The sequence below is a fragment of the Variovorax sp. 10L426 genome (assembly GCF_056395305.1).
The window spans coordinates 62112-69230 of record NZ_JBFTJF010000024.1; the positions used below are offsets into that span (position 1 = coordinate 62112).

Below are 7119 nucleotides of genomic sequence, written 5' to 3' on the forward strand. Positions count from 1 at the left end.
GCGCTGTGGCAACGCAGCACAAGTCCGTCGCGCTTCCGCTGACATTGGCGTATGCGGTTCTCATCGTCTACGCGAGTCTTTACCCTTTCGCGGAGTGGCGCGACCAGGGGATCGCACCCTGGGCCTACCTCGCCGCGCCGTGGCCGAGATACTGGACGGCTTTCGACCTCGGGATCAACGTTGTCGGTTACTTGCCGTTCGGCTTCCTGGCCGCGATTGCCATTCTGCGCACACGGCCCGCAACGGGTGGCGTCCGGGCCGTGCTTCGCGCCACGGCTGCCGGAGCGGCGATTTCCTTCGCGATGGAGACTTTGCAAAGCTATCTGCCGGCGCGCATTCCCTCCAATGTCGACTTGGGCCTGAACACTGTCGGAGCGCTGATTGGCGCAGTGCTCGCGGCGGCGTTCGAGCACTTCGGCGTGGTGGCGCACTGGCATCGAACCCGTTCCAACTGGTTTGTGGAGGAGTCTCGCGGAGGACTTGTCCTGCTCGCGCTTTGGCCGCCGGCGTTGCTGTTTCCGGCCGCAGTCACCTTCGGGCTCGGGCAAGTGTTCGAGCGCCTCGAAAACGCGATCTCGGAATGGCTGGTCGACACGCCATTCATCGATTGGTTGCCCGTTCGCCAGTTCGAACTCGAGCCGTTGGTGCCAGGCGTCGAGATGCTGTGCGTCATGCTGGGTGCATTGGTGCCCTGCCTGCTCGGCTTTCTGGTCACGCGCTCCATCGTGCGGCGTGCAATCCTGCTACCGCTGACGCTTTTGGTCGGCATCGCGACGACGGCGTTGTCGGCTGCGTTGAGTTATGGCCCGACGCATGCCTGGGCCTGGCTGGGTCTTCCCGTCCAGATCGGCATCGCGGCAGCACTGTTCGTTGGCGTCCTCCTCATGCCTTCGCAGCGACGTTTGTGTGCGGCACTCCTGCTCGTTGCGCTGGTGGTGCATCTGAGTCTGCTGAATCAGGCCCCGGAAAGCGCCTACTTTGCCCAGACGCTCGCAACCTGGGAGCAGGGGCGATTCATCCGATTCCATGGACTGGCCCAATGGCTGGGATGGATCTGGCCATTCGGCACGATCGGCTATGTACTGGTGGTGTTGTCGAGTCGCTCCCGTGGCGCCACCTGACGCAACCGATGTTGCCCGCGTGTATGCATCGCGACTGCGGCGCTCCCTAAAATGACACGATGTCCAGCCCAAGCACCCCCGATTCGAAGAGTTACTACGGCCGCCACATTTTCTTCTGCCTGAATGAACGCAAGAACGGCGAAGACTCATGCTCCAAGCACAACGCGCAGGAGGGCTTCGATCGCTGCAAATCGCGCGTCAAGGAGGCGGGGCTGGCCGGGCCGGGCAAGGTTCGCGTCAACAAGGCCGGTTGTCTGGACCGGTGCGCGGGCGGCCCGGTCGCCGTGGTTTATCCGGAAGCTGTCTGGTACACCTTCGTCGACAAGGACGATGTCGACGAAATCGTCGAATCGCACCTGAAGAACGGCGAGGTGGTCGAGCGCCTGCTGCTCCCGCCCGATGTAGGACGCTGAGCGTCAATCATGAATTCACACACGGAAAAACTTCAGATCAAAGGCGCTGCCGGCGCCATCGAAGTGCTGCGTGATCCAGCGGCCGAAGGATCCCCGCCGCTTGGTGTGGCGGTCATCGCGCATCCGCATCCGCTATTCGGCGGCACGATGGACAACAAGGTGGTCCAGACGCTCGCTCGCGCCTTCGTCGCCTGCGGGTGGACCGCTGTGCGATTCAACTTCCGCGGCGTCGGCGCCAGCGAGGGTGTCCACGATGAGGGGCGCGGCGAATGCGAGGACATGCTCTCCGTGATCGAGCAATTGGCGCCCGATGGACCTTTGGCCGTTGCTGGCTTCTCATTCGGTGCCTTTGTTGCGAGTCACGCCATCGAACGGCTCTCGGCATCTCGGGATATTCGGCAGATTGTCCTCGTCGGTACCGCTGCAGCGCGCTTTTCGGTTGCGAACTTGCCATCATCGGATTGGCATGAACGCGCGCTCGTCGTTCACGGTGAGCAGGATGACACCGTGCCGCTCTCGGCGGTCATGGACTGGGCGCGGCCCCAGTCACTTCCCGTCACAGTCGTTCCCGGAGGCGGACATTTCTTTCACGGACAATTGCCGCTGCTCAAGAATCTTGTCGCCCGCCACCTCCGCGCGGGCTAGCCTTTTCCGGTCTTTGCATCCCCATGAATCGTTTGACTAAGGCGCTGCGCGCGTTCGCAGTAGCTGCTGCCGCTTCCCTTTGTCTCACAGTTGGTGCGCAAGTGCCCGCACCCCCAGAGGTGGCTGCGCGCAGCTTCTTGTTGCTCGACGTAACGGCCAACCAGATGTTGGCGCAAAAGGACATCGATAGCCCGGTCGAGCCGGCTTCGCTCACCAAGCTGATGTCGGCGTACCTCGTCTTCGACGCACTGAAGGCCAAGAAGATCACCCTTGAACAGACCTTGCCGGTCAGCACGCGTGCGTGGAAGATGCCTGGGTCGCGGATGTTCATCGATCCGAAGATGCAAGTGCCGGTCGAAGACCTGATCAAGGGTTTGATCGTGCAGTCGGGTAACGACGCCACCATCGTGCTGGCCGAAGCGGTGGGCGGAACCGTCGAGCATTTCGTGGAACTCATGAACGAGCAGGCCAAGGCGCTCGGTCTCAAGAACACCACCTACAAGAATCCCGAAGGGCTCCCCGCACCCGGGCACACGACCACGGCGCGTGATCTCAGCATCCTGGCGACTCGGCTGATGCGTGACTTCCCGGAGTACATGCATTACTACTCGATCAAGAAATATCGCTTTCCCGGGACGCCGTCGACCAACGACACCAATCGCAACCTGCTTCTGTTCCGCGACCCGACGGTCGACGGTCTCAAGACGGGCCATACGGACGCCGCCGGCTATTGCATGATCGTGACGGCCAAGCGCGACTTTCCAAATCTCAGCGGCGGGCGACGCTTGATTTCAATCGTGCTTGGGGCTTCCAGCGAGAACGCACGCGCCAACGAATCGCAGAAGCTTCTGAACTGGGGCTACACAGCCTTTGACGCAGTGCGCCTGTTCGACGCTAATCAGCCGGTGGCCACCCCGGCAGTCTGGAAGGGCAAGGAAAACACCGTCAAGCTCGGGCGGCCCGAAGCCATCGTGGTTGCGGTGCCCACGGGATCCGCAAGCAAGATCAAAACGCAAGTCGCGCGCCCGGACCCCTTGGTTGCTCCCTTCTCGAAGTACCAGCCGATCGGCTCGCTGAAGATTACGCTGGCAGACCAGCCAGTGGCCGAAGTGCCGCTGGTTGCGCTCGACGCCGTAGAGCAGGCGGGTGTCCTTGGCCGCGCCTGGGACGCCATCCGTCTCTGGATTAAGTAGTTTGATCGGTCGCCTCAGTATGGGGCGACTCCTCGCGATCAGTCGAAATTGCGGCGGGCCTGCCGCACTGCTATACTCGCGGGCTTTTCGGAAAAATCCGAAGGGTTTCACGTTTTCGTTATTTCCCGGCCTCCTCGCACCATGTCACGTCATGAAGAGGATTCCGGCCGGGGTGTTTTGGGACTTATTCATTCATGCCAACCATCAATCAACTGGTGCGTCAGGGTCGCGAGGTCGAGAAGATCAAGTCGAAGAGCCCTGCCATGCAGAACTCGCCGCAACGTCGTGGCGTCTGCACCCGGGTCTACACCACGACCCCGAAAAAGCCGAACTCGGCGCTGCGTAAGGTCGCCAAGGTGCGCCTGACCAACGGCTTCGAAGTCATTTCCTACATCGGCGGCGAAGGCCACAATCTCCAGGAACACAGCGTTGTGCTCGTTCGTGGTGGTCGTGTGAAGGATCTGCCTGGTGTTCGCTATCACATCGTGCGCGGTTCGCTGGACCTGCAGGGCGTGAAGGATCGCAAGCAGTCGCGCTCCAAGTACGGCGCAAAGCGTCCCAAGAAGGCATAAGGCTTTCTGTTGTTCAACGGTGTTCGATTGCCTTGGCGGGCAAATCGAGCGAAGTGACCCGCTGTTGGGTCGAGTAAGTGAGAGTTCTTGTTGGCTCTCGCGGTGTCGGAAACGGCGCCAACTGAAGCAAAGAGGTTAGAAAAATGCCACGTCGTCGCGAAGTCCCCAAACGTGAAATCCTGCCGGATCCCAAGTACGGCAATGTCGAGCTGTCGAAGTTCATGAACGTGATCATGGAAGGCGGCAAGAAAGCGGTCGCAGAGCGCATCATCTATGGTGCCCTGGATCAGATCGAGAAGAAGAACCCGGGCAAGGACCCGCTGGAGGCCTTCACGATCGCCATCAACAATGTGAAGCCGATGGTCGAAGTGAAGTCGCGCCGTGTTGGTGGCGCGAACTACCAGGTGCCTGTGGAAGTGCGCCCTGTTCGCCGTCTGGCGCTCTCGATGCGCTGGATTAAGGAAGCCGCACGCAAGCGCGGCGAAAAGTCGATGGCCCTGCGTCTGGCCAACGAACTCATGGAGGCCACCGAAGGCCGTGGCGGCGCCATGAAGAAGCGTGACGAAGTGCACCGCATGGCTGAGGCCAACAAGGCCTTCAGCCACTTCCGCTTCTAAAGAATCGTCCCCCAAATCAGGCTGGCTGGAAGCCCGACCCACTGAACGCAGTGGGCGGGCTTTCATCCGTTAACGGAGTAATTTCATGTCACGCAAGACCCCCATCGAGCGCTACCGCAACATCGGTATTTCCGCGCACATCGACGCCGGCAAGACCACCACGACCGAGCGCATTCTTTTCTACACGGGCGTCACCCACAAACTGGGCGAGGTTCATGATGGTGCGGCGACCACCGACTGGATGGAGCAAGAGCAGGAGCGCGGCATCACAATCACGTCCGCCGCTGTGACCTGCTTCTGGAAGGGCATGGATCGCTCCTTCCCCGAGCACCGCATCAACATCATCGACACCCCGGGCCACGTGGATTTCACGATCGAAGTGGAGCGTTCCATGCGCGTGCTCGATGGCGCCGTGATGGTGTATGACTCGGTCGGCGGCGTGCAGCCCCAGTCTGAAACGGTTTGGCGCCAGGCCAACAAGTACAAGGTGCCGCGTCTCGCGTTCGTGAACAAGATGGACCGTATCGGCGCCAACTTCTTCCGCGTCCGTCAGATGATGGTTGACCGCCTGCGTGCCAACCCCGTGCCGATCGTGATCCCGATCGGTGCCGAAGACAAGTTCCAGGGAGTCGTTGATCTGCGCAAGATGAAGGCCATCTTCTGGGATGAGGCCTCGCAGGGCATGAAGTTCGAGTTCCGGGAGATTCCCGCCGAGTTGCTGGAGTCGGCCAAGGAGTGGCGCGAGAAGATGGTCGAGAGCGCGGCCGAGGCGTCCGAGGAACTCATGAACAAGTACCTCGAGGAGGGTGACCTCAGCGAGGATGACATCACGCTGGGCCTGCGTACGCGGACCATTGCCGGCGAGATTCAGCCGATGCTCTGCGGCAGCGCCTTCAAGAACAAGGGTGTGCAGCGCATGCTCGATGCCGTGATCGAACTCATGCCCTCGCCGATGGATATTCCGCCTGTCGGAGGCACCGACGAGGACGAAAAGGAAGTGAACCGCAAGCCGGATGACGGCGAAAAGTTCTCTGCCTTGGCATTCAAGCTGATGACCGATCCGTACGTGGGCCAGCTCACGTTTGTGCGCGTCTACTCCGGCGTCCTGAGCAAGGGCGACACGGTCTACAACCCGGTCAAGGGCAAGAAGGAGCGCATCGGCCGTATCGTGCAGATGCATGCCAACGAACGTCTCGAGATCGAAGAAATTCGCGCTGGCGACATCGCTGCTTGCGTGGGCCTGAAGGACGTGACCACGGGCGAAACCCTGTGCGATCCCGATTCCGTCATCACCCTGGAGCGCATGGAGTTCCCCGAGCCCGTGATCTCGCAGGCCGTGGAACCGAAGACCAAGGCGGACCAGGAAAAGATGGGCATCGCGCTGCAGCGCCTGGCATCGGAAGATCCGTCTTTTCGCGTGCGTACTGACGAAGAGTCCGGTCAGACCATCATTTCGGGCATGGGCGAACTCCACCTCGAAATCATCGTGGACCGCATGAAGCGCGAGTTCGGCGTTGAAGCCAACGTTGGCAAGCCGCAGGTTGCCTACCGTGAAACCATTCGCAAGACTGTTGAAGACGCCGAAGGCAAGTTCGTCCGTCAGTCGGGCGGCAAGGGCCAGTATGGTCACGTCGTGCTCAAGCTCGAGCCGAACGAAGCCGGCAAGGGTTTCGAATTCGTCGATGCAATCAAGGGCGGCGTGGTGCCGCGCGAATACATCCCCGCAGTCGAGAAGGGCGTCATCGAGGCGCTGACGCAAGGCGTGTTGGCGGGCTACCCGGTGGTCGATGTCAAGGTTACGCTGCATTTCGGCTCGTACCATGACGTGGACTCGAACGAAATGGCGTTCAAGATGGCTGCGATCTTCGGCTTCAAGGAAGGTGCTCGCAAGGCAAGTCCTGTGATTCTTGAGCCGATGATGGCAGTGGAAGTTGAGACGCCCGAGGACTATGCCGGTAACGTGATGGGTGACCTGTCCTCCCGTCGTGGCATGGTACAGGGCATGGACGACATGGTCGGCGGCGGCAAGGTTATCAAGGCCGAAGTCCCGTTGTCGGAGATGTTCGGCTACTCGACCACGCTGCGTTCGGCTACCCAAGGGCGAGCAACTTACACGATGGAGTTCAAGCACTACGCCGAAGCTCCTCGCAATGTTGCCGAAGCGATCGTCGCTTCGCGCGCCAAGTAAACCCCACTCACAGATCTGTCTGCGACTGTGTGCCCCTCGTTGCCCGTGGCGGGGGACTCAGCAATATGGTGCAGACGTTAAACACCACACGGGCGCTGCTCTTTCAAGGATAGAAAATGGCAAAAGGAAAATTCACCCGCACGAAGCCGCACGTGAACGTGGGCACGATTGGTCACGTTGACCATGGCAAGACGACTCTGACGGCGGCGATTGCGACGGTGCTGTCGGCGAAGTTCGGCGGCGAAGCGAAGGCCTACGACCAGATCGACGCGGCGCCGGAAGAAAAGGCGCGCGGCATCACGATCAACACCGCGCACGTCGAGTACGAGACGGCCAACCGTCACTATGCGCACGTGGACTGCCCGGGTCA

General features: G+C 60.9%; 8 protein-coding genes. All 8 read left to right on the forward strand.

The features are described 5' to 3' along the window. Positions 1-5: 5 nt before the first annotated feature. Positions 6-1121, forward strand: coding sequence for a VanZ family protein (locus tag AC1DHL_RS26590; RefSeq protein ID WP_478103686.1), 1116 nt, complete (start codon positions 6-8; stop codon positions 1119-1121). Positions 1122-1180: 59 nt separating this feature from the next. Continuing rightward, positions 1181-1534 carry a (2Fe-2S) ferredoxin domain-containing protein gene (locus AC1DHL_RS26595; RefSeq protein WP_478103688.1) on the forward strand — a complete coding sequence of 118 codons (354 nt, stop codon included), beginning with the start codon at positions 1181-1183 and terminating at the stop codon, positions 1532-1534. A gap of 9 nt (positions 1535-1543) precedes the next feature. Beyond that, positions 1544-2179 carry an alpha/beta hydrolase gene (locus AC1DHL_RS26600; protein ID WP_478103689.1) on the forward strand — a complete coding sequence of 212 codons (636 nt, stop codon included), beginning with the start codon at positions 1544-1546 and terminating at the stop codon, positions 2177-2179. A 23-nt stretch (positions 2180-2202) separates the two neighbouring features. Continuing rightward, positions 2203-3372 (forward strand): D-alanyl-D-alanine carboxypeptidase family protein, encoded by a 1170-nt coding sequence (locus AC1DHL_RS26605; protein ID WP_478103690.1) that lies wholly within the window; start codon positions 2203-2205, stop codon positions 3370-3372. Between the two features lie 194 nt (positions 3373-3566). Further along, positions 3567-3944: a 30S ribosomal protein S12 gene (rpsL, locus tag AC1DHL_RS26610; protein ID WP_028249584.1), complete on the forward strand. Its 378-nt coding sequence runs from the start codon at positions 3567-3569 to the stop codon at positions 3942-3944. A gap of 143 nt (positions 3945-4087) precedes the next feature. Continuing rightward, entirely contained in the window at positions 4088-4561 is a 474-nt protein-coding gene (rpsG, locus tag AC1DHL_RS26615) for a 30S ribosomal protein S7 (protein ID WP_077002363.1), read from the forward strand. 85 nt (positions 4562-4646) lie between these two features. Beyond that, the gene (gene fusA, locus AC1DHL_RS26620) at positions 4647-6749 is read left to right on the forward strand and encodes an elongation factor G (protein WP_478103692.1); all 2103 of its coding nucleotides are present in this window, start codon (positions 4647-4649) and stop codon (positions 6747-6749) included. Positions 6750-6865: 116 nt separating this feature from the next. Beyond that, a partial coding sequence (locus AC1DHL_RS26625) for a GTP-binding protein (protein ID WP_413336270.1) occupies positions 6866-7119 on the forward strand: 254 nt, incomplete at its 3' end.

What these genes read in the sequence shown, in the direction of transcription:
- rpsG (WP_077002363.1), top strand. Translation starts at nt 4,088, where the DNA reads ATGCCACGTCGTCGCGAAGTCCCCAAACGTGAAATCCTGCCGGATCCC.
- AC1DHL_RS26600 (WP_478103689.1), top strand. Translation starts at nt 1,544, where the DNA reads ATGAATTCACACACGGAAAAACTTCAGATCAAAGGCGCTGCCGGCGCC.
- AC1DHL_RS26605 (WP_478103690.1), top strand. Translation starts at nt 2,203, where the DNA reads ATGAATCGTTTGACTAAGGCGCTGCGCGCGTTCGCAGTAGCTGCTGCC.
- fusA (WP_478103692.1), top strand. Translation starts at nt 4,647, where the DNA reads ATGTCACGCAAGACCCCCATCGAGCGCTACCGCAACATCGGTATTTCC.
- AC1DHL_RS26595 (WP_478103688.1), top strand. Translation starts at nt 1,181, where the DNA reads ATGTCCAGCCCAAGCACCCCCGATTCGAAGAGTTACTACGGCCGCCAC.
- rpsL (WP_028249584.1), top strand. Translation starts at nt 3,567, where the DNA reads ATGCCAACCATCAATCAACTGGTGCGTCAGGGTCGCGAGGTCGAGAAG.